The organism is bacterium (assembly GCA_004299235.1).
Classification (GTDB): Bacteria; Chloroflexota; Dormibacteria; order Dormibacterales; family Dormibacteraceae; genus SCQL01.
In genome coordinates this window covers 1-1,526 of the sequence record SCQL01000045.1, presented here as the reverse complement: position 1 = coordinate 1,526, position 1,526 = coordinate 1, and the positions used below count along the sequence as shown (strand labels likewise).

Annotated in this window: 1 protein-coding gene and 1 pseudogene; both read left to right on the top strand. The window is 59.7% G+C overall.

Features of this window, described 5'->3' with window-relative positions:
- Window positions 1-487: 487 nt before the first annotated feature.
- Window positions 488-709: pseudogene (locus tag EPN29_13720) on the top strand (hypothetical protein).
- Window positions 710-991 (top strand): hypothetical protein, encoded by a 282-nt coding sequence (locus EPN29_13715; protein ID TAN31350.1) that lies wholly within the window; start codon window positions 710-712, stop codon window positions 989-991. It abuts the pseudogene before it with no gap.
- The last annotated feature ends 535 nt before the right edge of the window (window positions 992-1,526 follow it).

The following is a 1,526-nucleotide window of genomic DNA, read 5'->3' as shown; positions in this document are numbered from 1 at the left end:
AGCTGACGCGAAGAAGGGCGACGGAACAGGCCCTCTTCACCTCCGCCGGTACGGCTCCCTCCCATGCGACAGGCTGGGAAGCGAAGAAGGGTACGAAAGTCGCTTTCAAAGTCGGTGCGTTTTTGTCCTTCCCTCCCACTCTCTTTCTCGCTTTATAGGTAAGCTGACGGTTTGGGGGTGGGTAGCGGAGGATTGGAATGGCAGGATCTGTACGTTCTCACTTTTCCCGCTTCTCGAGCTCGATGGCGCACGAGCTGACGAGGTACCGGATGAGCAGGGGCTCGCACGGGCTGCAAGTTCGATGGCTCGACTCTTCCTTCGACGTGCGTCTACCCCTCGCCGAAGAGAGCGTCGTATTGATGGACTAAGTGCAACAGCTGCGTCACGGGCGGCTGCAACGGCGGCCTTGAATGCGCGCGGTCCGTCCTCCCTTCCTCCTCCCTTCCCTCCCTCCTCCTAACACTCCTAACCCTCCGCTCGCAGCGTCGGCGGCACCGGCGTCCCACCCGCCACCCTCGGCGAATGGAACCTCGCCTCGCCCGACCAAGACTGGTACGACGTCTCGGCTGTGGACGGGACGAACGTTCCTATGAGTATCACGAACGACGCGGGATGCGCACAGCCGAGTTGTGAGAAGGACATTAACGAGGTTTGCCCGACTGAGCGTGCGTTCATGCTTCCTCCTTTCTCTCACCTTCTTGACGAGTAGCTGAGGAGGAGGAGCGCAGTCTCGGCCTACGACTCGACCCACTCCACCGTCCTCGGCTGCCTCACCTCATGCCAATCGCGCGCTCTCACGCCCGTCCCCTCAAACTCGGCCAACTGCTGCTCCGGGGCGTTCGACACGCCCGCCAAGTGCCCAAAGGAGAACGTCCAGTACTACGAGGTGTTCAAGAGTAACTGTCCTGATGCTTATGCGTATGCTTGTGCGTCGCGCTCCTTTCTTCCTTCCCTTGTCCGGGCGGGAGCTGACGGGTTAAGCGAGGTGTAGACGACGAATCGAGCGGGTCGGCACTCTGGACTTGTCCCAAGGCGAAGAAGGCCAACTACACCCTTACGTTCTGTGCGTCCGCCTGTTCCGCTGCTCGCTCAGGCGTAGTCGAGCCTTGCTGACGCCCGAGAACGACAGGTCCGTGAGCGAGCAACCGCGACTAAGTATCGCCCTTCGCAACTCAATCCCTTCCCTTGCTCCTTCATTCAGCTGCTCTGTTCTTTCCGTCTCTCAGTACTCGCATACACACAGTCTGTGCAACGTCTGGTCCACTCGTTTTCGGAAGAATGCCTGCTCATCGGGAACAAGCTGAGAGAGGGTCGCCGCAACCTCCTCCTTCACTCGCAACCTGTGCGGGCGGAAGCGGCGAAACGACGTGTGCTTGCAACAAGGACCTCAGACGAAAGCTATGCGAAGTGGAACAAGCTAGGAGGGAAAACGAGGGGGAGGGTATCCAGAGGCGAGCGGAAGGGAATGTGGGAATAGTTGCGAGGCGAGGCGAGGTGTGGTGTGGTGGAATGAACGACGGGATATA